This window comes from Dactylosporangium sp. NBC_01737, assembly GCF_035963215.1.
Classification (GTDB): domain Bacteria; phylum Actinomycetota; class Actinomycetes; order Mycobacteriales; family Micromonosporaceae; genus Dactylosporangium.
Window position 1 is genome coordinate 11,627,829 of record NZ_CP109153.1, and the last position, 26,116, is coordinate 11,653,944.

Below are 26,116 nucleotides of genomic sequence, written 5' to 3' on the forward strand. Positions count from 1 at the left end.
CTCCTTTCGCTCACGGGGTGGTCTGCACGAAGCGGTTGACGGTGGCGGTGCCGCCGAGCGCCCGGGTGGCATAGTTGAAGATCGCGTAGCGGTAGCCCATGAAGAACTGCCACGCGTTGTTGAGCGTCAGCGCGGAGCCGAGCGCGATGAAGTTGGTGCCGTCGGTGCTGTAGGAGAACCTGGCCTGCCGGCCGCTGCCGGGCCGGATGTCGGCCGTGGCCCGCAGCCAGATCTTGCCGCCGGACACCACCGCGCTCGCCGCTTCCGTGCCGGTGCTGGCGGTCCCCCAGCTGCTGTTCATCGTCAGCCCGTTGACCATCGCGACCCGTGTGGTCGTGCCGTCGCGCCGGACGCCGATCCACGCGGAGGAGTCGCGCAGCATCGCCAGGCCGGCCCGGTCGCCGTCGGCGAGCGCGGAGTAGTCGAGCTCGACCGTCGCCGTGGACGTCGGTCCCTGGATGCGGTGGGTGAGGGTGTTGCGGGCCGAATACAGGTCGTTGGTGACGGTGGCGGTCTGCAGCCGCAGCCCGTTGCCGACCGAGAACTTCGACGTGTCGGGGTTGTGGTTCCACTCCCACTGCGGCCCGAGCGCCGTGCCGGTGAAGGTGTCGGCGCCGATCATCGGCTTGACCGTCTTCGACGTGGTGATGTTCGGCTTCGGGTACGTGGCGCCCCAGCCGCCGTTGACGGTCTGCACGACCGGCCAGCCGTCCGCGGTCCACGTGATCGGGGCGAGCGCGGGGACGCGACCACCGGGGTAGGCGTCCACAAAGGACATGTAGTACCAGTCGCCGTTCGCGGTCTGGACCAGGCCGCCCTGGTGCGGGGTGCCGCCGCCGGAGATCGGGCTGGGCATGTTGAGCAGGACCTGCTTCATCTCGTACGGGCCCCAAGGGCTGCTCGACTTGAGGATGTACTGCCCGTTGGCCGGCCGGGTCACGAAGATGTAGTAGCTGCCGTTGCGCTTGTAGAAGCGCGACCCCTCAAGGGTGCCGACGCTCGACGGGGTGGTGAAGACCTGCTGGGTGCGGACCTGGCTGAGCCCGTCCGCGGACAGCTGGGCGACGCTCAGGGTGCTGTTGCCGTAGGCGACGTACATGGTGTCGTTGTCGTCGACGAGCAGGCCGGCGTCGTAGTAGCAGTTGTTGATCTGCGACCGCTTCTGCCAGGTCCCGTCCACCGCGGACGACGTGTAGACGTAGGTGCGGTTGAACTCGACGCAGCCGAGCCAGTAGTACGTGCTGTTGCTCTTGCGGTAGTTCAGCGTCGAGGCCCAGATGCCCTTGACGTAGGCACGGCCGCCGCTCAGGTCGTAGTTGCTGGAGCCGAAGTCCAGTCTGGGCACCGAGTGCCCCGCGTATTCCCAGTTCACCAGGTCGTAGGAGCGCAGGATCGGCGCGCCGGGCGAGTAGTGCATCGTGGACGCCGAGTAGTAGTAGGCGTCGCCGACCCGGATGATGTCGCCGTCGGCGAAGTCCTGCCACACCACCGGGTTGTTGTACGTGCCGCCCGGGTTCGGCGGGTTCGACGTCGGGGTCGTCGTACCGACCCGCACGAGCTGCCACTGCTGGTTGGTGCCTCCCCAGTCGGCGTACTGCACGATGTTGCCGCCGTCGGCGGTCGAGGCGCCCTGCACCTCCAGTGCCTTGCCGCTGTTGCGGTTGAGCAGGCGCACGTAGCCGTCGGACGAGTCCGCGAGGCGCCACTGCTGGTTGGTCCCGTTGAGGTCGGACCACTGCACGACCGCTCCACCGTCGGCGGTGGAGAACCCGGAGACGTCCAGGACCTTCCCGGAGTGCTTCGACTTCAGCCGGTAGTAGCCGCCGCCGGAGTCCACGAACTGCCACTGCTGGTTCGCGCCGTCGCCCCGCGTCCACTGGGTGATGCGCCCGCCGTCGTTGGTGGCGAAGTTGTACACGTCGACGGCCTTGCCGCTGTTGCGGTTCACCAGCACGTACCAGGCGCTCGTGTCGACCGTCGCCGCCGACGCGGACGTCATGTTGGCGATGACGACCGCGCCGCCTGCCAGCACCGTGACGAGCGCAGCGATGATGCCCGAGCGCCAGCCGCGTCGCCGCTTCGCGACCGGCGGCGCAAGATCGTGGACGTCCATGGGTTCTCCTTCGGTCGGAAGCCGCATCGTTGGCATCGGTGCAGGTGAATTCTTGTTACCGCTCACATGCGGCAACCGATGCAGCGCAGCGCGTATTGCCAATGGCGGATCGGCATCTTGCGAGCGGGGGCGGGAGCGCTCACATCTAGGTCGCGAGATTGCCAGAACTTCTTCGAACATTCAAGTGGACGAGTGCGCCCCAGCAAGCCCGTGGCACCAGCACTCCGAAATTTTCATGGCCCAATGAATGCGACTGCAGCGGGCGCCCGCCGATAACACTTTTCGGGACGAACATGTTACGGCGACGTTTCGCCGCAGCTCAGCTGGGTGCCGGCAACCCGTGCCCACCGACGACACAGATCGCAGAATACTTTTCCGTTATCCGCGTGGAGCCGTCGGAGTCGTCCGTAAATACCGATATTCGCGAACGCGCGATCCCTTGACTCGGTCCTGCGGTTCACGCACATTGGAGACCCGTGACACGCCAATCCAGACAGACCATCCGCCGGTCGCCGCCGCATCGTCGAAATGACCATGCCGCCCGGTCGACCGCGCTTCTTCCGGAAGAGCGTTGATGATGAGGAGCAGGGACCCGGCCGGAGCCGGCGCCGCCGCGGAGCCGACGGACCAGCTCGCCGTGCGGCGCGCCAACCTCACCCGCACGCTGCGCTACATCCGCGCCAACGGGCCGCGCTCACGCGCCGCGATCGCCGCCGCGACCGGCCTGCACAAGACCACCGTGTCGAGCCTCGTCGACGAGCTGTCCACCCGCCGTCTGGTCCGCGAGATCGGTCTGGAGTACTCCGGCACCGCCGGGCGCCCGGGTCGCGGCGTCGCCCTGAGCCCGGACGTCGGCGCCGTCGGCATCGAGATCAACGTCGACTACCTGGCGGTGCACGGCACCGACCTCACCGGGCGCACCGTCATCCAGCAACGGGTCGCGTTCAACGCCATGCGCGGCGGCGTCGAGCGGTGCCTCGACGACCTCGCCGACGCGGCCCGGCGGTCCCTCGCGGAGCTGGCGCGCCGCGGGGTGACCCCGATCGGTCTCACCGTCGGGGTGCCGGGCCTGGTGGACACCGCGCGCGGCGTCGTCGTGCTGGCGCCGAACCTCGGCTGGAACGACGTGCCGGTCGCCACGCGGCTCGCCCGCGGGCTCGCATCCGACCTCTGGATCGGGGTGGACAACGACGCCAACCTGGCCGCCCTCGCCGAGCACGCCGGAGGCGTCGCCGCCGGCACCGACGACCTCGTGTACCTCACCGGCGAGGTCGGCGTCGGCGGCGGCGTGATCCTCGGCGGCCGGCTCCTGCGCGGCGCGGACGGGTTCTCCGGCGAGATCGGTCACCTGCCGGTGGACCCCGGCGGCAGCCGGTGCGGCTGCGGGCGGGTCGGCTGCTGGGAGACCAAGGTCGGCCTCGCCGAGCTGGTCCGCCGGGCCACCCCGGACGCCGCGTACGGCCTCGACCTGGACCCGGTGCCGGACCCGGAGGAGCGCATCCGTGAGATCGCGCGCCGCGTCGCCGCCGGTGACCGCGCCGCCGTCACCGCCGTCGCCGAGATCGGCAGGTGGCTCGGGCACGGCGGCGCCGTCCTGGTCAACCTGTTCAACCCGCGGGTGATCGTCCTGGGCGGCTACTTCGCCGAGTTCGCCGACCATCTCATCCCGGCCGCGCAGGCGGGGCTCGCCGGGCTCGCCATGGCCTCGACCGCGCGCCCCTGCCACTTCGTCGCGTCGCACTTCGGCTTCACCGCCGCCGCACGCGGCGGGGCCGGTGTCGTGGTCGACCGCATGATCGAGGACCCGACCGGCTTCATGCTCCCCCAGTCCCGGCCGCTGGCGGCGGTGTGAACGGGCCGCGCGCGGCGCGCGCCGGGACGCCGCTACCGGCGCAGGCGGTCGGGGTCCGCGGACCCGCTGCGCCGCACCAGCCAGGCGTCGGTGATGTGCGCGAACATCGCCTCCGCCGCGCCCTCGGCGTCGTGCGCGGCGACGCGCTCGAAGATGCGCCGGTGCCCGCGGTTGGCCGCCTCGCGCAGCGGACGGTCGGTCCTGCCCACGTACCGGTCGATGTTGGCCACCTGCTGATGCAACGACCGCACCACGGCACGGGCGATCCGGTTTCCGGACGCCTGCATGATGGCGTCGTGGAAGGCGGCGTCGTGCTCATGGAACGCGTCGGGGTCCGCGATGACCTCGTCCATGCGCTCCACCAGCTCCCGCATCCGCTCGACGGCCTGCGGGTCGGCCAGCCGCGCGGCGACGTTCGCCATGTCCGACTCGAGGACCCTGCGGGTCACGACCACGTCGTCGAGCACCGCCAGGTCCTGGTCCACGGCGATCGCCGCAGCAAGGACCAGCTCGTCCAGCAGGTCCCACATCGCCGGCGGGTTCACCACCGTGCCGCTGCCCTGCCGGACCTGGACCAGGCCCTTCTCCTGCAGGATCTTCACGGTCTCCCGCACGACCGTCCGGCTGACCGAGTAGGTCTCGCACAGCACCGGCTCCGGGGGCAGCGAGCTGCCCGGCTCGTGCGTCCCGCGCACGATGCGCTCCACCAGCTCGGCGGTGAGTGCCTTCGCGAGGCTGGCAGGTCCCCGGACCCACCCGGGAGGCGGTGCGCCGCCCACGGTCGAACGCTGTGATGCCGTCATCTACCCTCCGCCGACCCGCCGCGGCCACGTGCTGCGGGTCGGCGCAGAGTCTACCGAGCGGCGCGGGCCGGCGTGACGGCCAGTTGGCCACGGCGACGGACCCGGACCGCACGCACCGTCACGACAGGTGCCAGATCTCCTCGATGGGCTGCCAGAGGGCGCCGGGGATCCGTTCCTCGACGATGCGCACCTGGCACGGGTCGGTGTGCGTCCACCACTCGCGCGTCACCGGGTCCTCGCCGACCTTGGCCAGGTCGGCCTCGTGATCGTCGCCGACGTACTCGTAGTACGCGAACAGCATGTCACCGACGATGAAGATCGAGTAGTTGGTGATGTTCGCGTCGCGCAGGGTCTGTTCGACCTGCGGCCACACGGCGCTGTGCAGCCGCAGGTACTCCTCCCGGCGCTCCGGGCGGACACCGACGATGAGGGCGTGCCGTTCGACGCCCCGGGGCGCGCTCACGCCGTCGCCTCCGCCGCCGTCGCACCGAGACGCCGCTCGTGGCGGTCGTCGAGGGTCAGCCGCAGCCCGGCGCGGGCGGGCCGGACGTGCGGGCCGGCGACCGCGATCAGCGAGCCTGTGACCTGCAGCGCGGCGATGTGCGCCTCGTCGACCCTGATGCCGAGGCCCGGCTCGTCGCCGAGCACGATGCCGCCGTCCTGATACTCCTGGTCGACCGTGAGCCCGATCGGCGACGAGACGTCCTGGATCTCGAACGCCAGGTGGTTCGGCACGGCGGCGGCGGCGTGCGCGGAGGGGTTGGCGTGGTACGCCACCGCGCTGACGGGCAGGTCGTGCCCGTGCGCCAGGGCGGCCACCCGCAGGAAGTGGGTGATGCCCCAGACGTTGCCGACCTGGACGATGTCGACGGCGTCGGCGTCCAGCAGCGGACGGTACTGCTCCAGGCCGGTGAGGTTCTCCCCCGTGGCCACGGCGGCCCGGATGCCGTGCCGGACGGCGGCGAGTCCGGCGGTGTCCCAGCGTCGCACAGGCTCCTCGATCCAGGTCAGGTCGATACGGCGTTCCAGTGCCGTGACGAACCGTACCGCCTGCGTGCGGTTCCACGACTCATTGGCGTCGAACATCAGCGCCGGCTGCGCCGAATTGCGCCGCAGCACGTCCCGCAGCGCCTCCAGCCGGCGCAGGTCACGCTCGAGGTCACGGCCGCCCTTGAGCTTGGCGGCGCTGAATCCCCGGTCCGCGAAGCCCTCGTACAGCCGCACCAGGGCGTCGTCGTCCAGGGCGATGTCCAGCCCGGAGGCGTACCCGGGGACGAATCGGTCCAGCGCGCCGAGCGTGCGCCAGAGGGGCTCGCCGGCGGCCTTGGCCTTGAGGTCCCACAGCGCCATGTCGATGGCGCCGATGGCGCCGAACGTCGCGCCCGCGTGCCCGGTCTTGAACACCCAGTCCAGCATCCGGTCGTACAGTGCCGACACGGCCCGGGGATCCTCGCCCTCGACGGCGCCGAAGACCCGGCCGATGTCACTGTGCGGGCCGACGCCGACGCCTTCCAGCCCGCTGTCGGTCTCCAGGATCAGCACGTGGACATCGGTGCGGGGCTCGGACATCACCCCGTTGGCGTCGCCGATCAGCCGCCCCCAGTCGTGCTTGGTCGTCAGGCTGCGGTATCCGGTGACTTTCACAGGTGCTCATTTCCGACCATATTCGCGCCCTTCGTATCGAAGACGGTGACGATCAGCCGTTCATCGCCACGAAATATAAGGGCATACGTATGACGTCTGCAAGAGCCGGAAGAGATTCGTATTACGTCTGACGTCACTGGGCCCGTATACTGCGTAGCAGTCGCGACGCCGGTGCAAGGCGTGGGATCCGGGAGGCGTCATGACGGGATCACAGGTGACCGCGGCGGGCGCCGCGGCGCCACCGGGCTGGGCGCGGCGACCCGCGAACCTCGCCAAGGCCATCACCGCCGAGCTGGTGAGCCGCATCGTCCGCGGGCTCCACCCGCCCGGCACGCCGCTGCCGCCGGAGCCCGCCCTGTGCGAGACGTTCTCGGTGAGCCGGACCGTGATCCGGGAGGCGGTGAAGCTGCTGCAGGAGAAGGGACTGGTCCAGGTCCGCCAGGGCAGCGGCACCATCATCACGCCACCGGCGACCTGGAACATGCTCGACGAGCTCGTGCTCGCCGCGACCGTCGCCGAGGACGACACCCTCGCGGTCCTCGACGACCTCGTCGTCACCCGGCGCCTGCTGGAGTCCGACATGGCCAACGTCGCCGCCCGCACCGCCGACCAGGACACGATCGACCGGCTCCGGGCGCTCGTGGACCGGATGGATGAGCTCGTCGACGACCACGTCACCTATGAGGAGTTCGACCGCGCCTTCCACGACACGGTCATGCACGCGTCGGGCAACCGCATCGCCCGCGGGGTGGTCAAGTCGCTGGAGAGCCAGGTGATCCACACCGCGCGGTACGTGGGTCGCACCGAGCGGGCGCTCTGCGTGGCGTCCAACGTGGGTCATCGGCGCATCTGCGAACGCATCGCCGCGCACGACCCCGACGGCGCCGCCGAGGCGATGTTCGCGCACATCACCGACGCCTGGCTGGTGCGCCGCGGCGGGCCGGGCGACGCGCTGCGGCTGCAGCGGTAGCGCCCGGACCGGATCCCCCGGCCCTTCTGGGGCGCCCACGCCGCCGGCGCCCCAGAAGGTCGATGCTCAGGACGAGACCTTGGTCCACTGCTGGTTGGTGGCGCCGAGGCAGTCCCAGATCTGCACCTTCGTGCCGTTGGCGGTGCCGAAGGCGCTGACATCGAGGCACTTGTTCGCCCCGACGGCGGTGACGCTGCCGTTGCTGTTGAGCCGGAACTGCTGGTTGGTCTGGCCGTTGCAGTCCCAGATCTCCACCGCGGTGCCGTTGGCGGTCCCGCGACCGAGCACATCGAGACACTTGCTGCCGTTGTACATCCGCAGCTCCCCGGCCGCGGTCAGGGTGAACCTCTGGTTCGCGTTGGAGTTGCAGTCCCAGATCTGCGCGAGGGCGCCGTTGGCCTGCGAGGCGCCGGCGATGTCGAGGCACCGGTTCGACGCCGTGCCGCGCAGCGCGAACGTGTCCGCAGGCTGGGTGGACTGCACGCCGGCCGCGGCCATGATCGTGCGCGCCCCGCTCGGCCAGTTGCCGCCGGTCACGACGACCGTCCCGGTGTTGACGTTGCCCCTGGTCCCGTTGGTCACGTTGCTGCCGTTGTTGGTCGTCCAGTTGTTGGTCAGGGTCAGGTTGCCGGTGTTGTTGTTCGCCCACTCCTGCGTGTAGGCCCAGGTCCCCGTGTTGTCGAAGACGTTGTTCGCGGCGGACACGTAGCGCGAGCCCTCGTCGAAGTACAGGCCGAGCCAGCCGTTGCTGTTGCGGAAGTAGTTCTCGTTGACGGTCGTGCCGGGGCTGGCCGAGAGGTGGTAGAACGCGCCCGCATCCGTCATCTGCTGCACCACGTCGTGGACGTAGTTGGCCGTGACGCGGTTGTTCGCCGCGACGGTGGCGGTGGTGTAGCGCGGCTGGTAGTTGTAGAGGCCGCGGTCGATGTAGTCCTGGCTGCCGCCCGCGTCGTTGGCGCCCCAGCCGTAGCCGAGGGCGATGCCGGAGTAGGGCAGGTTGTAGAGCTCGTTGTGCGCCATCGTCGAGCCGGCGGTGTAGGTCATGAGCAGCCCGACGTGGCTGCGGTACTCGGTCGCGACGTCGTGCACGACGTTGTTGCTGACGTTGATGTTGCTGTTCGTCATCCGGCTGTCGCTGGGGTGGTGCGCGTCGGCCTGGACGCCGCCGACGATGACCGCCCCGGCGGACATGTACTCGAACGTGTTGCCGGTCACCGTGACGTCGCGGGCGCCGAGCCCGACGCCGGTGCCGTGCGCGTTGGCGTCGTTGCCGATGCCGAGACCGACCTGGCCGAGGTTGGTGTACCGGTTACCGGTGAAGGAGATGGTGTTGGCCGCCGACACCTGGACCGCGGCCGGCATCTGCCGCCAGGCGGGACGGGTCGCCTCGAAGAGCTGGCAGCCTGACTGGCACGACGTGAGCGCGTCGGCCGGCCTGTTCCAGGTGCCGTAGGCGTACGCGCCGGTCTGCTGGTCGGCGTAGCCCTGGTTGCCGCTGGGCTGCAGCCAGCTGGTGTTGGAGAACTGCAGGCCTGCGAAGGACAGGTGGTGCGCCGGCGAGGCGTAGGTGCCGCCGACCCGCAGCAGCGACTCGAGCCGCGGCAGCTGCACGTCGGCAGTGGCCATGTTCTGCCCGGACAGCGGCTTGTAGTACAGCGCGCCGGCGGCCGTGTCGAGATACCACTCCCCGGCGGCGTCCAGGAACTCACGGGCATTCACCAGGTACATCGGCCCGGCGCGGAACGGGCGGGCGAGGGTGTCGTAGCCCCAGTTGTTGTTGTTCCAGGCGGGCTGCTGCATGGTGAGCGTGTTGTTGCTGATCGTCTGCACCGGCACGTAGCGGTCGGTGAACGAGTTGACCGACTCCACCTCGACCCGGCTCTTGTTGGCGAGGTTGTTCAGGTAGGACAGCGCGCCGTTGGTGAACGTGAGCCCGGTCGTCGTGACGGTGAAGTCGCCGCGGTTGACCTGGGTGCGGGCCCTGGTGGCGATGCGGCCGTCGACGTAGAGCTGGCGGCTGTCGAAGCCGGTGCCGACGTTGGCCCGCCAGACGTTCTGCGCGGAGTCGGCGAGGGTCCATCCGGTGACCTTCTGCCCCCCGGAGATGATCGGGCGGGTGCCGGCCGCGGCCTGCCACACGACGGTGTTGCCGTTGGTGCCGGAGTCGGCGGCGGTGAACGTCAGTGGCGTGCTGAGCTGGTACGTGCCGCCGGCGAGCTGCACGACGACGTCACCCGTCATGCTCGGCACGATCGTCCGGACGTTCGCCTGCGCCTGGGTCAGCGAGCACGGCTGGGCGGAGGTGCAGGCGGTGCCGGTGCCGGTCGGCGCGGCGTAGACGGTCTGCATGACGGCGGCCGTCGCCGGCGGCGCCAGGACCGCGACGCCACCGGCGATGACGATCGCGGCGGCGACCCTGGTGAGCGACCGCAACCGGCCCGGTGGCCGCGGTGAGGGATTGGCGGATCTCGAGAGCACGAGGCGCTCCTTTGGTGGGGTGTGATCGTGAGGTGTCGGTGTCAGGGCGCCGCACCCTGACACCGTCAGCTCATCATATGTATGACGTCTTATCAATAACGCGATGCGCTACGGCAGCGTCCACTTCTGGTTGGCCGCTCCCGCGATGCACGTCCACAGGTGCACGACCGTGCCGTCGGCGGAGTTGTTGCCGGACACGTCCAGGCACTTGCCGGACTGCGGGTTGCGCAGCGTGCCGTCCGACTGCGCCGACCAGTTCTGGTTGCCGCCGCCGTTGCACGTCCACAGCTGCACCTTCGTGCCGTTCGCCGTCCCGCCGCCGTTGACGTCCAGGCACTTGCCGAGCGCCTGCAGCGTCTGACCGGAGCGGGTCCAGGTCTGCGCCGCGTTGCCCTGCTGGCACGTGTACAGCTGGATCTGCGTGCCGTTGGCGGAGCTGCCGCCACGCACGTCGAGGCACTTGCCTGCCAGGCCCTTGACCTGGCCGACGCCGGTCGGCTGGGTCCCCGACTCCTTGATCCGGATGTTGCGGAACGCGACGGTGTTCCCGCTGCCATGGTTCTGGATGCCGATGTAGCCGTCGAGGTTGCGGTTCGGGTCGGTGTTGGTGAAGTCGTTGATCAGCACGCTGTTGAGGTAGACGCGGATGCGCTGCCCCTCGACCAGCACCTCGAAGGTGTTCCACTCCCCCGGCGGGTTCAGCGCCGCGTCCCGGGCGGCGATGTCGGCGGACTTGACGGCGTAGATCGCGCCGGTGGTGCGGTCCGCGGCGTCGGTTGCGTCGATCTGGACCTCGTACCCCTGGGTCTGCGCGACGTTCGGGTCGTTGCCGGGGTTGGGGAACCCGACCTGGATGCCGGAGTTGCTGTCCCCGGTCATCCTCCAGTCGGCCTTCAGTGAGTAGGACGTGTACTGCTTGGCGTTGTACCAGAACAGACCCATGCCACCGACGGACGTCAGCGTGGCGTCGGAGTTGGTGAAGCTGCCGGGGCCGGACTGCGACCAGCCCGTGGTCGAGCCGTTGTAGAGCGCGGTGTACCCGGTCTCGGGCCGGCAGTCGGCGTTGGCCCGCTTGGCGGAGTACCGGATGCCGCCGAGCAGCTGGGCGCGCAGCGCCGTCTCCGCGTAGGACGCCTGGCTGTGCCCGAGCCCGGTGTAGAACGACCGTCCACTGTCGATCGTCTTGCACCACGTGATCGGGTGGTCGGAGCCCATCGTGCCGCCGGAGTACGACGACTCGTCCAGGGTGGCCAGGACCCGGGCGGTGGCGCGCGGGTTGCTCTGGTAGTTGTACAGCTCGTCGGTGCGGGTCCAGGTCTGCGGCAGGTGCGCCGTGCCCGGGTGGGCCCGGTTCTCGACCTTCACGTTCGCCTGCTGGATCGCCGGGTGCGACGCGAAGTACGCCCCGACGAGCTGGCCGTAGAAGGACCAGTTGTACTCGGTGTCGGCGGCGGAGTGGACGCCGACGTAGCCGCCGCCACCGCGGATGTAGGACTCGAAGGCGGTCTGCTGCGTGTCGTTGAGCACGTCGCCGGTGGTGCTGAGGAACACCACCGCCTCGTACTGGGCGAGGTTGCCGCTCGTGAACGCGGCGGCGTCCTCGGTCGCGGTCACCGTGAAGCTGTTCGCCGCGCCCAGGTCACGGATGGCCTGGATGCCGGCGGCGATCGAGTCGTGCCGGAAGCCGGCGGTCTTGGAGAACACGAGGACGTCGTAGGGCGCGTCGGCGGCAGCGGCGGGCAGCGACGCGGTGAGGGAGCCGGCGGCGAGGGCGAGCAGGGCGCTCGCACCGGCGAGAAGTCTGCGCATGGTTCCTCCGGTTTGCGGAAGGGTTGCGGAAGGTGGGAGATGGGCGCCCGCGCGGGGTGCGCGGGCGCCGTCGTCCTCAGGTCAGGGCAGGGTCCACTTCTGGTTGGCCGCGCCCGAGATGCACGTCCACAGATGCACGACCGTGCCGTCGGCGGAGTTGTTACCGGACACGTCCAGGCACTTGCCGGACTGCGGGTTGCGCAGCGTGCCGTCGGTGTTCGCGACCCAGTTCTGGTTCGCGCCACCGTTGCACGTCCACAGCTGCACCTTCGTGCCGTCGGCCGTCCCGCCGGCGTTGACGTCCAGGCACTTGCCGAGGGCCTTCAACGTCTGACCGGACCGGGTCCACGTCTGCCCGGCGCTGCCGGAGCACGAATACAGCTGGATCTGCGTGCCGTCGGCCGTGGCGCCGCCGCGCACGTCGAGGCACTTGCCCGCCAGACCCTTGACGGGGCCGACGCCGGACGGCTGGGTGCCGGTGCCGAACGTGAAGCTGTCCACGTCGAACAGCAGCCCCGTGCCGGAGCCCGCGAAGGTCACGTACAGCGACGTGGTGCTGGCGGGTGGGCTGGTGATCGGCACGGTGACCGTCGTGAACGTCTCCCACGAGCCGGTGACCGGGATCGTGGCGGAGCCGATGACGGTGCCGGTCGGTGAGCCGGTGCGGAACTGCACGGTGCCGCCGGTACCCCCGGACGACGCCCGCACCAGCACGGAGGTGGCGTTGTTCACCTTGTACGGGTCGAACTCGATCCAGTCGCCGTTGTTGATGTCGCCGACCGTCTTGCCGCCCTCGGCGGTCGTCTTGGTGAACGTGTTGATGCCCGAGGAGGTCTTGAAGTGCTCCGCCTGGCGGTGGCGGGGTTGCAGGATGTTCTGCGCGTGCACCGTCAGGCCGCCGTTGTCGGTGTAGGACGCGTCGAAGATCGGGAAGATGTTCGCCGCGTCGTCGTGCTCACCGTCGACCGGGATGGTGATCGTGCCGGAGCACCCGGTCTGCGAGGTGATCTGGTGCGCGTGCTGGTCGTGGCCGAGCAGGTAGGTCATCGTGACCTTCGAACAGTCGACCGTCCCGTCCTCGGGGTCGCTGACCGTGACGCTCCACGGCACGCTGTCACCGAAGGACACCAGCTGCCCCGACGCCGGCGCGGTGACCGTGACGGTCGGCGCGGTGTTGCCGACACCGATCTGGACGCCGGCCGACCCGGTGGCGCCCTGCGGGTCCCGGACCGTCAGCGTGACGTTGTAGGTGCCGTTGGCGGTGTAGGTCTTCGTGGGGTTCGCCGCGGTCGAGGTGGTGCCGTCGCCGAACGCCCACGAGTAGGACAGTGCACCACCCTCCGGGTCGCTGCTGCCCGCTGACGAGAAGTTGACCGTCAGCGGTGCGGCGCCCGATGTCACGTTGGCACCCGCGACGGCGGTCGGGGCCCGGTTGTTGCCGCTGCCGACATAGTCGAAGCGGTACAGCGCCGAGTTCGCGTCGCCGTTGCCGAAGCCCGCGCCGTAGTCCAGGACGTACAGCGCGCCGTCGGGGCCGAACTGCATGTCCATGACCTGCTTGCCGACCCACGGGAAGTTGTCGATCGCGCCGCGGGTGCCGTCGCTGTTGACAGCGATCGGCTTGATCCAGCCGCGACCGAACTCACCGGCGAAGAACAACCCGTTGAGCGAGGCAGGGAACTTCGTGGTCGACGGGTTGGCCGCGTCGTAGCGGTACACCGGACCGGCCATCGGCGACTCGGAGCCGCTGCCGAACTCCGACGGGCTGCCCGCGTCGCCGGCATAGCGGATCCACGCGGGACGGGCCGCGGGCAGCGTCTGCAGGCCGGTGTTGCGGAACGAGTTGTTCGTCGGCCCGCCGGTGCAGTTGAACTTGGACCCGGTGGAGTTCGTCGCGAAATTCCACTCGTTGTAGGTCTCGTTGGTGGTGTTGGTCCCGGTGCAGTACGGCCAGCCGTAGTTGCCCGGCGACGTGACCCGGTCGAACTCCACCTGCCCGGACGGCCCGCGGGTCGAGCTGGTGCTGCCCGCGTCGGGACCGTAGTCACCGACGTATACGACACCCGTCGCCTTGTCGACGCTCATCCGGAACGGGTTGCGGAAGCCCATCGCGTAGATCTCGGGCCGCGTGTTCGCCGTCCCCGACGGGAACAGGTTGCCCGACGGGATCGAGTACGTGCCGTTGGCGTTGACCTTGATCCGCAGGATCTTGCCCCGCAGGTCGTTGGTGTTGCCGGCGGAGCGCTGCGCGTCGTACGCCGGGTTCCGGTTCGTCCGCTCGTCCAGCGGCGAGTACCCCGCGGAGTCGAACGGGTTGGAGTCATCACCGGTGGACAGGTACAGGTTGCCCGCGGCGTCGAAGTCGATGTCGCCGCCGACGTGACAGCAGATGCCCCGGTTGGTGGCCACCTCCAGGATGTTGACCTGGCTGCTCATGTCGACGGTGAAGTTCGCGTTGAGCGTGAACCGCGACAGCCGGTTGACCCCGGCCCACGTCGCCCACGTCGCGTCGTTGCCCGTCGCTGGCGCGTCACCGGACGGGGTGCTCAGCGGCGGCGAGTGGTACAGGTAGATGTACCTGTTGGTGGCGAAGTTCGGGTCTGCCGCGACGCCCTGCAGGCCTTCCTCGTCGTGGGTGTAGACGGGGATGTTGCCGATCACGGTCGTGGTGCCGTTGGCGTCGGTGCGCCGCAGCGTGCCGTTGCGGGCCGTGTGCAGGACCGAACGGTCCGGCAGCACCGAGATGGTCAGCGGCTCGCCGACCTCCGAGAGCCCCTTCGCGAGCGTCACCTGCTGGAAGTCCGCGGCGTTGATGGCCGCCGCCGCCGGTGTCGCCGGCGACAAGGCGACGGCCGTGAAACTTCCACCGGCCAGCGCGAGCATCACCGCCACTGAGATTCGTCGATGTCTTTGGTGCTTCTGGTGCATGGAGAACCCTCCTGACAAGTGCGGGTCAGTTGGGCGCGCGCCGCCGCGCCGGTTGCAGTGCACCGATGGACGCCGGGTTCCGGCGCCCATCGATACATCGAAGCACGCTACAGGATTGACGACATACGTCATACGTTTGTAGCTTGACGGAAACACATCCCCCCGTCTCGACAGGGAGATCACGATGACCGATGTCACTCGAAGGCGGGTGCTCCAGCTCGGGGCGGTCGGCGCCGGTGCCGCGCTGACGCCCTGGATGGCGGTCGGTAGCGCCGCCGCCGCGCCTCCGCCGGAGGTGGGCGCCGCCAACGACCTGGCACTCTGGTACGAACAGGGCGCCGGCACCGACTGGCTGCGCGCCCTGCCGATCGGCAACGGGCGGCTCGGCGCCATGGTGTTCGGCAACGTCGACGTGGAGCGGCTCCAGCTCAACGAGGACACCGTCTGGGCCGGCGGGCCGTACGACTCCAGCAACCCCGCGGGGGCGGGCTCGCTGGCCGAGATCCGGCGGCTGGTCTTCCAGAACCAATGGAGCCAGGCCCAGAGCCTCATCGACCAGTCGATGCTGGGACGCCCGGCGGGCCAGCTGGCCTTCCAGACCGTCGGCAACCTCCGGCTGACCTTCGCCGGCGCCTCCGGCGTCTCGGAGTACTTCCGCCTGCTGGACCTGACCACCGCCACCGCCGTGGTGTCGTTCCTGCAGAACGGTGTGCGGTTCCGGCGCGAGGTGCTCGCCAGCGCGCCGGATCAGGTCATCGCCGTGCGTCTCACCGCCGACAGGCCGGGCTCCATCACGTTCTCCGCGCGGTTCGACAGCCCGCAGCGCACGACGCTCACCAGCCCTGACGGCGCGACGGTGGCGGTCGACGGCATCTCCAGCGACCAGGACGGCGTCGCCGGCAAGGTCAGGTTCCTGGCGCTGGCCCGGGCCGTCGCCGACGGCGGCACGGTCAGCAGCTCCGGCGGGACGCTGCAGGTCCGGGCGGCGAACAGCGTCACGCTGCTGCTGTCCATCGGCACCAGCTACGTCAGCTTCCGCGACGCCGGTGGCGACTACCAGGGCATCGCCTGGCGCCATCTCAACGCCGCCGCAGGCACGGCGTACGACGAGCTGCGCCGCCGCCACGTGGCCGATCACCAGCAGCTGTTCGGGCGGGTCACGCTCGACCTCGGCCGCACCACCGCGGCGGATCAGCCGACCGACGTGCGGATCACCCGGCACGCGAGCGTCAGCGACCCGCAGTTCGCGGCGCTGCTGTTCCAGTTCGGCCGGTACCTGCTGATCGCCTCCTCCCGGCCCGGGACCCAGCCGGCCAACCTGCAGGGCATCTGGAACGACGCGCTGTGGCCGTCATGGGACTCGAAGTACACCCTCAACGCCAACCTGCCGATGAACTACTGGCCGGCCGAGACGACGAACCTCGCGGAGTGCTGCGAGCCGGTCTTCAGGATGATCAACGACCTCACGGTCAGCGGCGGGCGCACCGCGCGGGTGCAGTACGGCGCCGGCGGCTGGGTCACCCACCACAACACCGACGCGTGGCGGGGCACGTCGGTGGTCGACGGCGCCCTGTGGGGCATGTGGCAGACCGGTGGCGCCTGGCTGGCCACCCTGATCTGGGAGCACTACCTCTTCACCGGCGATCTGACGTTCCTGCGGGCCAACTACCCCGCGATGCAGGGTGCCGCGCAGTTCTTCCTCGACACGCTGGTTGAGGAGCCGACCCTCAAGTGGCTGGTCACCAACCCGTCGAACTCCCCCGAGCTGCCCCACCACTCGGGCGTCAGCGTGTGCGCCGGCCCCACCATGGACAACCAGATCCTGCGCGACCTGTTCAACGGCTGCGCCCGAGCGAGCGAGGTGCTCGGCGTCGACGCGGACTTCCGCGCCCGGGTCCTCGCGGCCCGGGACCGCCTGCCCCCGATGAAGGTCGGCTCCCGCGGCAACATCCAGGAGTGGCTGTACGACTGGGTCGAGACCGAGCGCACCCACCGGCACGTCTCGCACCTCTACGGCTTGCACCCGAGCAACCAGATCACCAGGCGCGGCACCCCGGCCCTGTACGACGCCGCCCGCCGGACCCTGGAACTGCGCGGCGACGACGGGACCGGCTGGTCGCTCGCCTGGAAGCTCAACTACTGGGCCCGGATGGAGGAGGGCACCCGGGCACACGACCTGCTGCGCCTGCTCGTCACCACGGCGAGGCTCGCACCGAACATGTTCGACCTGCACCCTCCCTTCCAGATCGACGGCAACTTCGGCGCCACGTCCGGCATCGCGGAGATGCTGCTGCACAGCCACGCCGGCGAGCTGCACATCCTGCCGGCACTGCCGGCCGCCTGGCCCACCGGCCGGGTGCAGGGGCTGCGCGGCCGGGGTGGTCACACCGTCGGCGCGACGTGGAGCAACGGCCAGGCCACCGAGGTCCTCGTCCGGCCCGACCGCGACGGGGCCGTCAGGCTGCGAGGCCGGATCTTCACCGGCACCCATCAGGTGACCGACCTGACCAGCGGCGCCGCCGTCACCGTCACCAGGCTCGACACCGACCTCGTCGAGCTGCCCGCTCTCGCAGGCCGCACGTACCGGGTGACCGGCGTGCAGCAGCAGGTCTACTACTCGCGGATCACGAACGCGACCACCGGCCTGGTGCTGGACAGCGGCGGGAACGTCGCGTCGGGTTCGGTGCTCAAGCAGTGGAACTGGGACGGCAGCACCAACCTGCAATGGCAGCTGATCGACCTGGGCAACGGCTACCACCGCATCGTGAACCGGACGAACGGCATGGTCGTGGACAGCCGGGGCAACGCCGCCAACGGCGCCGCCGCCGCGCAGGCGCCGTGGAACGGCGGCAACAACCAGCAGTGGCGGCTCACCAGCACCGGCACCGGCCGCTGGCAGATCGTCAACCGCGGCACCGGCACCGCCCTGGACGGCATGGGCAACGCCACGGCGGGCTCGACCGTGGCCATGTGGGCGCCCAACGCGAACACCAACAACCAATGGTCGATCACGTCACTGTGACCGGCGGAATTCTTCCCCGATTTCTGTTATCCCCGGGCCGATCAGATGGTCGCGAGAGCCGAAACCCGGTCGCTGCTTGACGTGGCGGCCGGTCGTCGGTGACAGTCAACGACCATGCGGGAGGCCATACCCGCCATGAACGGCGGCTGGATGTCGGTTCTGTGACTGCGATGTGACGATGCGAACTACCGGCAGGGATTTCCCGCCCGACCTGGTGCTGGCGGCCCAGGCCGGAGACCGGCGGGCCCTGGATGAGCTCGTCGCCACCGGCCTGCCGCTGGTCTACTCCATCGTCCGCCGCGCGCTGGACGGGCACCCGGACGCCGACGACGTCGTGCAGGACACCATGCTGCGCGCCGTGCGGCAGCTGCCGGCGCTGCATCACCCGGAGAGCTTCCGTCCGTGGCTGGCGGCGATCGCCGTGCACCAGGTGAGCACCCACCTGCACCGCCGGTCCGCCGCGGCCCGCCGGGCCGCGCCGCTGGACGAGGCGGCCGGGATGCCGGACGCCGACGCCGAGATCGAAGACCTCACGATGCTCCAGCTGGAGCTGTCCGGGCAGCGCCGCCAGGTGACCAGGGCCAGCCGCTGGCTCGACCCCGACGACCGGGCGCTGCTGTCGCTGTGGTGGCTGGAGACCGCCGGCGCGCTCACCCGCGCCGAGCTGGCCGCGACGCTGGACGTCAGCATCGCCCACGCCGCCGTGCGCATCCAGCGCATGCGCCAGCAGCTGGACGTGAGCCGCGAGCTCGTCGCCGCGCTGGACGCGACGCCCAGGTGCGCGGTCCTGGACGATCTGGTGTCCGGCTGGGACGGCATGCCCAGCCCCCTGTGGCGCAAGCGCATCGCCCGTCACACCCGGACCTGCCGGGTCTGCGGCCACTCCGCGGAGGGCCTGATCAGCGCGGAGCGGCTGCTGGCCGGCCTCGCGCTGCTGCCGGTCCCCGTCGCGCTCACCGCGAGCCTGATGGGCAAGACCGCCCTCGGCGCCACGGTCACCGGCTCGCTGACGGCGGCAGCGGCCGGCACCTCCGGCGGCGTCGGGGCGACCGTCAAGGCCGGACTGTTCGGCCAGCTCGTCCAGGCAGTGGTGGCGCACCCGGTGGCCGCGGCCGTGGCCACCGCCGTCGCCGCCGGCGCGGCGGTCACCGTCGTCGCCCTGCCCACGCAGGCGCCGCCGTCCCACGGCGTTCAGGCGGCGCCGTCGACGGCCGCCGCGGTCCGGGCGACGCCCTCCACGGCACCGCCGGCCACCGGACCGCCGCCGAGGCCGCCGGCCACCACCACCGCGGCCGCCTCATCGACGCCTCGGACCGACTCCCTCGCACCGGGCCGGACCGTGTCGCTCGAGTCGGCCGACCAGCCCGGACTGTTCGTCACCACCGCCGACAGCCTCGGCGTGCTCGCGGCGGTCCCAGCGGACAGCACCGCCGCGACGCGGCAGCAGGCGACGTTCACGGTGCTCCCCGGGCTGGCAGATGCCGCGTGCTTCTCGTTCCGCGCCGAGGACGGCCGGTACCTGCGCCACTCGTCCTGGCGGTTCCAGCTCCACCGGGACGAGGGCACAGCGCTGTTCCGCGGTGACGCCACGTTCTGCGCGCGCGCCGGGGCGACGCCGGGCACGATCCTGCTGGAGGCGCAGATCTATCCCGGCTGGTTCCTGCACCACCGCGGCGACCAGCTCTGGGTGGACCAGCCCGACGGCAGCGCCACGTTCTGGACCGGGAGCTCGTTCCGGGTCCGGCCCGCGCTGACCGGATAGGACCCGACGCACCGACCGGTCTCCGCGCGCTTCGTGTTGACTGCATACGTCATACGAGTTACGTTTTTTGCCGCCCGGGGTCCCGGACAACCCACCGCACGGATGGAGTCCGATGAAAGTCGTCGTCTATCGCGGGGCACGCACCCTTGAAATCGAGGAGCGGCCCGAAGCAGAGCCCCGCCACGGCGAGCTGAGCATCGCGGTCGCCTACACCGGCATCTGCGGGACCGACCTGCACATCTACCACGGCGACATGGACGCCCGGGTCGGCGCGGACGCGGTGATCGGGCACGAGATGTCGGGGCGGATCGCCGGGATCGGCCCAGGCGTCACGGGCTGGTCCGTCGGCCAGCCGGTGACGGTGATGCCGACGCGGTCCTGCGGCGCGTGCGCCGCGTGCCTGCAGGGCCACTCCCACATCTGCCACGCCATGCAGTTCCTCGGCATCGACTCCCCGGGCGCAATGCAGTCGCGCTGGAACGTCCCCGCGGACCTGGTGCTCGCGCTGCCGGAGGACCTGTCGCTGGAGCACGCCGCCCTCATCGAACCGACCGCCGTCGCCGTCCACGACGTCCGCCGCGCGAACATTGCCGCCGGCGACCAGGTGGTCGTGGTCGGCGGCGGCCCGGTCGGCCTGCTGATCGCCGTCGTCGCCCAGCGCGGCGGCGCCCGGGTCATGCTCATCGAGCCGGACGGGTTCCGCCGCCAGGTCGCCGCCGAGCTCGGCGTCGAGGCGTTCGATCCGGCCGCGACGGACGTGGTCGCGACGGTGAACGAGCGCACCCAGGGCGCGGGTGCCGACGTCGCCTTCGAGGTCTCCGGCTCCGCCGCCGGGGTCGCCACCGCCGTCGACGTCCTGACCACCCGTGGCCGCCTCGTCATGGTGGCCATCCACCCGCAGCCGCGCCCCGTGAACCTGCACCGGTTCTTCTGGCGCGAGCTCGAACTGTTCGGCGCCCGCCTGTACCAACGCGACGACATGACCGAGGCGATCCGGCTCATCGCGACCGGCGCCGTAGACGCGAAACGGCTCATCTCCCGGGTCGGCGCGATCGACTCGGTCACCGACGCCTTCACCGCACTTGAGTCCGGTGGCAGCGTCATGAAGGTTCTCATCGACTGGCAGGAGCAGACCAGGTGACCCCGGCGTTCGATCTCTCCGGACTGACCGCCGTCGTGACGGGTGCGCGGCGGGGCATCGGCCTGGCCATGGCCGAGGCACTCGCCACGGCCGGCGCCGACATCATCGGCGTCTCCGCGCACCTCGAGCCGGTCGGCAGCGACGTCGAGCGGCGGGTCGGCGCCGCCGGGCGGAAGTTCACCGCGCTGACGGCCGACCTCTCCGACCGCGACGCGGTGCGCCGGCTCGCCCAGGAGCTCAACGCGCTCGGCGGCATCGACATCCTCGTCAACAACGCCGGCACGATCGCCCGGGCCCCGGCGGCCGAGCACCCCGACGAGTCGTGGGACCACGTCATCCAGGTCAACCTGACCAGCCAGTTCCTGCTGAGCCGGGAGATCGGCCGGGAGATGGTCGCCCGCGGCCGAGGGAAGATCATCTTCACGGCGTCACTGCTGAGCTTCCAGGGCGGCATCAACGTCCCCGGCTACACGGCCGCGAAGTCGGGTGTCGCCGGGCTGACCAAGGCACTGGCCAACGAGTGGGCCGCCCACGGCGTCAACGTCAACGCGATCGCGCCCGGCTACATCGCCACGGACAACACCCGGGCGCTGCAGGACGACCCGGTGCGCCACCGGGCCATCCTCGAACGGATCCCCGCCGGCCGCTGGGGCAGACCCGACGACCTGGCCGGCGCCACGGTGTTCCTGGCCGCGCCCGCGTCGGACTACGTCAACGGCGTCATCCTTCCCGTCGACGGCGGCTGGCTGGGCCGATGACCGACAGCGCGCCCCACGCACCGCGGGAGATCGTCGATGCGCACCACCACCTCTGGGTCCGCGCCGAGCACCCGCAGCCCTGGATCAACGCCACGACCATGGCGGCGATCAACGCCGACTTCACCGTCGACGACCTCACCCCGCTGGCGGCCGATGCCGGCGTCACGCAGACCGTCGTCGTGCAGAGCATCTCCTCGGAGGCGGAGACCACCGATCTGCTGCGCCTCGCGCACAGCACGGACCTCATCGGCGGCGTCGTCGGCTGGGTCGACCTCACCGCGGCCGACGTCGCCGACCGCATCGCCCGCATGCGGGCCGGCGACGGCGGGGACCGGCTCGTCGGCTTCCGCCATCTCATCCAGGAGGAGGCGGATCTGGGCTTTCTCGACCGGCCGGACTTCCGCCGCGGCGTCGCCGCGGTCGGCGCCGCCGGCCTCGTGTTCGACCTGGTGATCCGCCGCCATCAGCTGCCCGCGGCCGCCCGCCTCGTCCGGGACCTGCCCGGCGTGTCGTTCACGCTGGACCATCTCGGCAAGCCCTCGCCGCCGTACTCCAGGAACGGCGGCTGGGCACGGGACCTGCGGACCTTGGCCCAGCTGCCCAACACCACGGCGAAGCTGTCCGGTCTGGTGACCGAGGTGGACTGGTCCTCGTGGACGCCGGCGCAGCTGCGCCCGGCCATCGAGCACGCGCTGGACACCTTCGGCCCGTCCCGGCTGATGTTCGGCTCGGACTGGCCGGTCTGCCTGCTCGCCTCGTCGTACCAGCGCTGGATCGAGACGCTGGCGGCGCTGCTGGATCCGCTGGACGAGACGAGTCAGGCGATGATCTGGCGTGGGACGGCGCGCCGCGTCTACCGGCTGCGACGGTCATGACCCGCCGTTCCGCGCTCGGGCTCACCGCGCTCGGCTTCGGCACCTCGCGGGGCGGCAACCTGTACAGCGCGATCACCGACGAGGCCTTCGCGGCGGCGGTCGACGCCGCCTACGACGCGGGCATCCGCTACTTCGACACCGCCCCGCACTACGGGCTGGGGCTCGCCGAGCGACGACTCGGCGCGGCCCTGCGCACGCGGCCCCGCGCCGACTACGTGATCTCGACGAAGGTCGGCCGCCTCCTCGTCCCGTCGCCCGCGACGGCGCACCAGCGCGACCCGGAAGGATTCGACGTCGCGGCGACCCACCGCCGGCAGTGGGACTTCAGCCGCGACGGCGTGCGCCGCTCGCTCGACGAGAGCCTCGCGCGCACCGGCCTCGACCGGATCGACATCGTGTACCTGCACGACCCCGACGAGCACTGGCAGCAGGCCGCGACCGAAGCGGTGCCGACCCTGGCCGAACTGCGCGACCAGGGCGTCATCGGCGCCATCGGGGCGGGCATGAACCAGTCGGCGATGCTCACCCGGTTCGTCCAGGAGACCGACATCGACCTGGTGATGTGCGCCGGCAGGTTCACCCTGCTCGAACAGGGCGCGCTGCACGACCTGCTGCCCGCCGCGCAACACCACGGCGTCGGCGTCGTGGTCGCCGGCGTCTACAACTCCGGCCTGCTCGCCAGCGACCGGCCACCAGCGGATGCGACGTACAACTACCAGCAGGCCTCCGCCGAGCTCATCGACCGCACGACCCGTATCGCCGCGGTCTGTGAGGCGCACGGCGTGACGCTGCCCGAGGCCGCGCTCGCCTTCGTCCGGCGGCATCCCGCCGTCGTCTCCACGGTGGTCGGCGTCCACGACCGGGCCCAGGTCACCGAGACCCTGCGCCGCGCGGCCGTCACCGTGCCGGACACGCTCTGGCCGGCGCTACGGGCCGAGGGCCTCATCGAGTGACGATGAGGCCCCCGCGCCCGCGGTGCGATCAGCGGTAGCCGGCCGCGGTGATGTTGGCCTGGACCGCGTTCTCCGTCGCGTCGGACGGGTAACCCGCCACCATCGCACCCTCATAGAACGTGCCCGCGCTCTGGTTCGCACCACCATCGGGCTTGCAGCAGTCCCCGCCACTGCCCAGCACGATCGCGCCCTGCTTCTTCATCGGGCTGTACCCGTTCGGCAGGGTGCCGTCGTACAGCGTGAACAAGCTGCCCGACTGGGCGTTGCTGCCCTTCATCGCCATCCGCGACGTACCGTTGTTCTTCAGTGTCGCGGTGACGAACTTGCTGGTGAACGCCCGCTGGTTCGGGTTCCAGGCGCTGCTGCCACCGGGGAACAGCCCCCACTCCAGATCCGCCTGCACCCACGGCCCGGAGCCCGAACAGCCACCGAACCAGCAGCTCGTGCCGAAGTAGATCGCGTCCATCGCACCGGCCGCGTCGGCCTTCCGCGTCGTCTCGCTGTTGCCGTAGTCGAAGCAGCAACCGCTGTTGACATGCGTGCCACTGGTCACCATGTACATACCCTCAGGCGCACTCCCGGTCGGCACACCCGTCAGATGACCGTCACGCCAATAACTGTTCCCCGGGTTGATGTACAACGAGTACGCCTTACCACCGCCCACCGTCAACGACTCCGTCGTCGCCCGCGCCGGGCTGCTCTGCGGCGAACCAGGAACCACACTCGACCCCTGATACCACAGGTCGTTGCCACGCCCGGACTGGTCGAACAGCACCGTGATGACACACGTGGTGCCGGCACAGAAGGAGTCCTGGGTCGCCGCGTTCGCGACGCCGCCCGCGGCGACGACACCGATGTTCCTGGTGGTGTTGTCCGACGAGCGCCGCACCTGGTACAGGTTGCCGGTGTACGCGGCGAAGAGCGCCCGCGTGGTGCTGTGCGCTGCGACGCACGGCGTGCCGCCCGCGGCGTAGATGTCGCACGGACCGCCGGTGCCTCCGGTGGGTGGCGTCGTCAGGGTCCACTGCTGGTTGGTCTGGCCGGCGCACGCATACAGGATGATCTTCGTGCCGTTCGCCGTGCCACGGCCGGTGGCGTCGAGGCAGAGGTTCGACTGCACACCGGTGATGGTGCCGTCGGCGTTGACGTTCCACTGCTGGTTGGCCTGACCGTTGCAGTCCCAGATGATCACCGGGGTGTTGTTGGTGGTGCCCCGGCCGCTGGCGTCGAGGCACTTGTTGCCGTACACGGTCAGCTGCTTGGACGCGGTGTACGTCCACGACTGCCCGGTCGCGCCGTTGCAGTCCCACAGCTGGACCTGGGTGCCGTTGGTGGTGCTCGAGTTCGGCACCTCGAGGCACCGCCCGGAGCCGGTGCCGACGATCGGCTGGGCGACCTCGGCGGCCAGGGCGGCGCGGCTCAGCGTCACCGCGGCGACGCCGGCGACCACGAGCAGGACGACGGACGCCGCTACCGCGAGGCGGGCGCGGGAAGCGATCATGGTGTCTCCTTTACGGGAGGTGTCCCGGCCGGCGGTGGCACGGGCCACGGGGGGATCGACCGGCGCCATGGGCGGCATGGCGTCGCTGCGCGGGCCCATCAGCGCCGGGTCCAGCGCTGGTTGGCCGCGGCGGTGCACGTCCACAGGATCACCGGGCTGCCGTTGGCGGTGGCGGCGCGGTTGACGTCCAGGCACAGCCCGGACTGGACGTTGCGGATCGTGCCGTCCGAGTTGAGGTTCCACTGCTGGTTCGCCGCGCCGGTGCAGTCCCACAGCTGCGCCTTGACGCCGGCCGTCGCGTTCTGCGGGGCGTCCAGGCACTTGCCGAGCGACCGGAGCGTCTGGCCGCTCACGGTCCATTGCTGGTTGGTGCCGCCGTGGCAGTCCCAGATGTTCGGCTGGGTGCCGTTGGCCGAGTTGCCGCCGGGCACGTCGAGGCAGCGCCCGGACGCGACACCGACCAGCGCCGTGGCACCGGTCGACGGCGGCGGCGTGGTGGGGCCACCGGTGCCGTCCAGGCCGAGGAAGGCGATGGCGTACGCGAGCTGACCGGACATCGGCAGCTGGTGCCCGACGCCGGCGATGCTGATGCCCTCGACGGTCGCCTGGGTGCCGATGGTGCCGTAGCGGGTGCGGCTCCAGCTCGACTGCGGGTGGTCGGTGAACCCGGGTGTCTGGCCCAACCCGTTGAGGTTGGTCCACTGCTTGAGCTCCTCACCGAAGTTCGGGTAGGCGAGGGTGGTGTCGGTGGTGCCGTGCCACAGCTGCATGCGCGGGTACCGGCCGGTGTAGCCCGGGTACATCGAGCGCGCCTGGTCGCCCCACTGCTGGGCGGTGCGGATGATGCTGCCGCCGGAGCACTGGCTGTTCCAGAGCGAGCCGTTGGTGGTGGCGAAGCAGCCGGCGGGGACGCCGGAGAACGCCGATGCGGCGCTGAAGACGTCGGGGTACTGCGCGGCGAGAACGTTGGTCATCATGGCGCCGGAGGAGAAGCCGGAGACCACGATCCGCGACGCGTCGATCGGGTGGTTCGCGCGGGCGTACGCGACCATCGACATGATGCCGGTCGAGTCGCCGCCGCCGTTGCGCTGCAGCGCGGCCGGGGTCGACACGTCGAAGCAGTTGCCGCTGCGGGTGGCCTCGGGCAGCACGATGATGAAGCCGTAGCGGTCGGCCGCGCTGACGTAGTCGTGCCCGTTGCCGTTGAAGATGCCGCCGGCCGAGCCTCCGCAGTAGTGCACCAGCACCAGCAGCGCCGGCCGGGCCGCCACGTTGGTCGGCACGTAGATGTACATGTTGAGGCCGGTCGGGTTGTTGCCGAAGCTGGTGACCCGGGTCAGCCCAGCGGCCGAGGCGGGCCGCACCGACATCAGCACCGCGGCCACCACGAGCGGCAGCGCCGCGACGAGCAGCAGCGCCCGAAGTTTGCCTTGCATGAAGCCCTCCTCCTGAGGACGTGGCGTGCGGCTTGTCGTGTGAGCGCTCACTCGGGCGACAGGCGGGTCGG

General features: G+C 70.6%; 17 protein-coding genes. 8 read left to right on the top strand and 9 right to left on the bottom strand.

Features of this window, described 5'->3' with window-relative positions; genetic code table 11:
- Window positions 1-10: 10 nt before the first annotated feature.
- Complete coding sequence (locus tag OHA72_RS53565; RefSeq protein ID WP_327003814.1) at window positions 11-2,113, bottom strand: family 43 glycosylhydrolase; 2,103 nt, start codon at window positions 2,111-2,113, stop codon at window positions 11-13.
- A gap of 574 nt (window positions 2,114-2,687) precedes the next feature.
- On the opposite strand from OHA72_RS53565, the gene OHA72_RS53570 reads away from it, so the two are divergent.
- Window positions 2,688-3,965, top strand: coding sequence for an ROK family protein (locus OHA72_RS53570; RefSeq protein WP_327003815.1), 1,278 nt, complete (start codon window positions 2,688-2,690; stop codon window positions 3,963-3,965).
- Between the two features lie 32 nt (window positions 3,966-3,997).
- On the opposite strand, the gene OHA72_RS53575 is transcribed toward OHA72_RS53570, so the two are convergent.
- From OHA72_RS53575 to OHA72_RS53585, 3 genes are all read right to left on the bottom strand, one after another.
- Window positions 3,998-4,768, bottom strand: a complete 771-nt coding sequence (locus tag OHA72_RS53575; RefSeq protein WP_327003816.1) for a FadR/GntR family transcriptional regulator — start codon at window positions 4,766-4,768, stop codon at window positions 3,998-4,000.
- A 118-nt stretch (window positions 4,769-4,886) separates the two neighbouring features.
- The gene (locus OHA72_RS53580; protein ID WP_327003817.1) at window positions 4,887-5,231 is read right to left on the bottom strand and encodes an L-rhamnose mutarotase; all 345 of its coding nucleotides are present in this window, start codon (window positions 5,229-5,231) and stop codon (window positions 4,887-4,889) included.
- Window positions 5,228-6,412, bottom strand: a complete 1,185-nt coding sequence (locus tag OHA72_RS53585) for a mandelate racemase/muconate lactonizing enzyme family protein (protein ID WP_327003818.1) — start codon at window positions 6,410-6,412, stop codon at window positions 5,228-5,230. Before OHA72_RS53585 ends, OHA72_RS53580 begins: the two co-directional genes overlap by 4 nt.
- A gap of 199 nt (window positions 6,413-6,611) precedes the next feature.
- On the opposite strand from OHA72_RS53585, the gene OHA72_RS53590 reads away from it, so the two are divergent.
- A complete protein-coding gene (locus tag OHA72_RS53590; RefSeq protein ID WP_327003819.1) occupies window positions 6,612-7,382 on the top strand; it encodes a FadR/GntR family transcriptional regulator in 771 nt (256 codons plus the stop codon).
- Window positions 7,383-7,448: 66 nt separating this feature from the next.
- Here OHA72_RS53590 and OHA72_RS53595 read toward each other — a convergent pair whose 3' ends face one another.
- From OHA72_RS53595 to OHA72_RS53605, 3 genes are all read right to left on the bottom strand, one after another.
- Window positions 7,449-9,860 (bottom strand): RICIN domain-containing protein, encoded by a 2,412-nt coding sequence (locus OHA72_RS53595; protein WP_327003820.1) that lies wholly within the window; start codon window positions 9,858-9,860, stop codon window positions 7,449-7,451.
- Window positions 9,861-9,968: 108 nt separating this feature from the next.
- Window positions 9,969-11,669, bottom strand: a complete 1,701-nt coding sequence (locus tag OHA72_RS53600) for a ThuA domain-containing protein (RefSeq protein WP_327003821.1) — start codon at window positions 11,667-11,669, stop codon at window positions 9,969-9,971.
- Between the two features lie 81 nt (window positions 11,670-11,750).
- Window positions 11,751-14,552, bottom strand: a complete 2,802-nt coding sequence (locus tag OHA72_RS53605) for a PQQ-dependent sugar dehydrogenase (protein WP_327011837.1) — start codon at window positions 14,550-14,552, stop codon at window positions 11,751-11,753.
- A gap of 229 nt (window positions 14,553-14,781) precedes the next feature.
- Between OHA72_RS53605 and OHA72_RS53610 the strand changes: the two genes are divergently transcribed.
- The 6 genes from OHA72_RS53610 (at window position 14,782) to OHA72_RS53635 (ending at window position 23,108) form a co-directional block, all read left to right on the top strand.
- Window positions 14,782-17,619, top strand: a complete 2,838-nt coding sequence (locus tag OHA72_RS53610) for a glycosyl hydrolase family 95 catalytic domain-containing protein (RefSeq protein WP_327003822.1) — start codon at window positions 14,782-14,784, stop codon at window positions 17,617-17,619.
- A gap of 178 nt (window positions 17,620-17,797) precedes the next feature.
- Complete coding sequence (locus tag OHA72_RS53615) at window positions 17,798-19,381, top strand: sigma-70 family RNA polymerase sigma factor (protein WP_327003823.1); 1,584 nt, start codon at window positions 17,798-17,800, stop codon at window positions 19,379-19,381.
- 112 nt (window positions 19,382-19,493) lie between these two features.
- Window positions 19,494-20,522: a zinc-dependent alcohol dehydrogenase gene (locus OHA72_RS53620; RefSeq protein WP_327003824.1), complete on the top strand. Its 1,029-nt coding sequence runs from the start codon at window positions 19,494-19,496 to the stop codon at window positions 20,520-20,522.
- A complete protein-coding gene (locus OHA72_RS53625; protein ID WP_327003825.1) occupies window positions 20,519-21,280 on the top strand; it encodes an SDR family oxidoreductase in 762 nt (253 codons plus the stop codon). Before OHA72_RS53620 ends, OHA72_RS53625 begins: the two co-directional genes overlap by 4 nt.
- Window positions 21,277-22,155 (top strand): amidohydrolase family protein, encoded by an 879-nt coding sequence (locus tag OHA72_RS53630; RefSeq protein WP_327003826.1) that lies wholly within the window; start codon window positions 21,277-21,279, stop codon window positions 22,153-22,155. The genes OHA72_RS53625 and OHA72_RS53630 overlap by 4 nt, the downstream gene beginning before the upstream one ends.
- Window positions 22,152-23,108, top strand: a complete 957-nt coding sequence (locus OHA72_RS53635; RefSeq protein WP_327003827.1) for an aldo/keto reductase — start codon at window positions 22,152-22,154, stop codon at window positions 23,106-23,108. The genes OHA72_RS53630 and OHA72_RS53635 overlap by 4 nt, the downstream gene beginning before the upstream one ends.
- A 28-nt stretch (window positions 23,109-23,136) precedes the next feature.
- On the opposite strand, the gene OHA72_RS53640 is transcribed toward OHA72_RS53635, so the two are convergent.
- Both OHA72_RS53640 and OHA72_RS53645 read right to left on the bottom strand, forming a co-directional pair.
- On the bottom strand, window positions 23,137-24,753 hold the full coding sequence (locus OHA72_RS53640) for an arabinofuranosidase catalytic domain-containing protein (RefSeq protein ID WP_327003828.1): 1,617 nt from the start codon (window positions 24,751-24,753) through the stop codon (window positions 23,137-23,139).
- Complete coding sequence (locus OHA72_RS53645) at window positions 24,708-26,045, bottom strand: extracellular catalytic domain type 1 short-chain-length polyhydroxyalkanoate depolymerase (protein WP_327003829.1); 1,338 nt, start codon at window positions 26,043-26,045, stop codon at window positions 24,708-24,710. Before OHA72_RS53645 ends, OHA72_RS53640 begins: the two co-directional genes overlap by 46 nt.
- Between the last annotated feature and the right edge of the window lie 71 nt (window positions 26,046-26,116).

Bases quoted from the DNA above. Each gene is read 5' to 3' on its own strand.
- OHA72_RS53605 (WP_327011837.1), bottom strand. From the start codon at position 14,552: ATGCTCGCGCTGGCCGGTGGAAGTTTCACGGCCGTCGCCTTGTCGCCG.
- OHA72_RS53570 (WP_327003815.1), top strand. From the start codon at position 2,688: ATGATGAGGAGCAGGGACCCGGCCGGAGCCGGCGCCGCCGCGGAGCCG.
- OHA72_RS53645 (WP_327003829.1), bottom strand. From the start codon at position 26,045: ATGCAAGGCAAACTTCGGGCGCTGCTGCTCGTCGCGGCGCTGCCGCTC.
- OHA72_RS53610 (WP_327003822.1), top strand. From the start codon at position 14,782: ATGACCGATGTCACTCGAAGGCGGGTGCTCCAGCTCGGGGCGGTCGGC.
- OHA72_RS53600 (WP_327003821.1), bottom strand. From the start codon at position 11,669: ATGCGCAGACTTCTCGCCGGTGCGAGCGCCCTGCTCGCCCTCGCCGCC.
- OHA72_RS53620 (WP_327003824.1), top strand. From the start codon at position 19,494: ATGAAAGTCGTCGTCTATCGCGGGGCACGCACCCTTGAAATCGAGGAG.
- OHA72_RS53565 (WP_327003814.1), bottom strand. From the start codon at position 2,113: ATGGACGTCCACGATCTTGCGCCGCCGGTCGCGAAGCGGCGACGCGGC.
- OHA72_RS53635 (WP_327003827.1), top strand. From the start codon at position 22,152: ATGACCCGCCGTTCCGCGCTCGGGCTCACCGCGCTCGGCTTCGGCACC.
- OHA72_RS53630 (WP_327003826.1), top strand. From the start codon at position 21,277: ATGACCGACAGCGCGCCCCACGCACCGCGGGAGATCGTCGATGCGCAC.
- OHA72_RS53575 (WP_327003816.1), bottom strand. From the start codon at position 4,768: ATGACGGCATCACAGCGTTCGACCGTGGGCGGCGCACCGCCTCCCGGG.
- OHA72_RS53615 (WP_327003823.1), top strand. From the start codon at position 17,798: ATGCGAACTACCGGCAGGGATTTCCCGCCCGACCTGGTGCTGGCGGCC.
- OHA72_RS53590 (WP_327003819.1), top strand. From the start codon at position 6,612: ATGACGGGATCACAGGTGACCGCGGCGGGCGCCGCGGCGCCACCGGGC.